Annotated in this window: 1 protein-coding gene; it reads left to right on the top strand. The window is 46.2% G+C overall.

Features of this window, described 5'->3' with window-relative positions; all coding sequences use genetic code 11:
* A partial coding sequence (locus ACLUWI_RS10230) for an IS66 family transposase (RefSeq protein WP_412147236.1) occupies positions 1-494 on the top strand: 494 nt, incomplete at its 5' end.
* Positions 495-589 lie beyond the last annotated feature (95 nt).

Genomic DNA, 589 nt, shown 5'->3' with positions numbered 1-589 from the left:
AGGCAACGCAGGCTGTAAAACTGCTTAGCCGAGTATTTCATAAGGAAAAAAACTTGAGGTATAAAACGCCGGCTGAGAAAAAAGCGCAGCGACGAACACAGGTCAAGCCACTGTTGGATGCCTTCTATCGCTTTATCGAAGGGATTGCTTATCCGATGCATAAGCTGAAAGACGCAGTCAAAAACGCCTTGAAGCTTAAAGCTCGTGTATACCAGATTTTTGAGATTGGTGAGCTGCCGTTGAGCAATAACTCGGTTGAGCAGAGCATCCGACCGTCGACCATCATTCGCAAAAACAGCCTGTTTGCGAAATCGACAGCCGGTGCGGAGGCCAATGCGATCTTCTATACGATCGTTCAGACGGCCAAACTAAATCATCTGGATGTCTTCAAATATCTGGAATTGATCTTTGAAGCCTACACACGCTCTCAGAACCTGGATCTGAAGGCTTATTTGCCATGGAATCCAACCGTTCAGCAGATTTGCGGCAAATAAAGTTACTAGGATAATGAAATGGGGCATCTCGCCAAGCCGCGAGATGCCTCATTTTTTCGTGTATTTTTCAACCCGTACCGTTATGGTGTGCTTAC

This window comes from Limosilactobacillus mucosae (assembly GCF_046939755.1).
Taxonomy (GTDB): domain Bacteria; phylum Bacillota; class Bacilli; order Lactobacillales; family Lactobacillaceae; genus Limosilactobacillus; species Limosilactobacillus mucosae_A.
The sequence above is the reverse complement of the archived record's forward strand: the minus strand, read 5'-3'. Positions and strand labels throughout refer to the sequence as shown.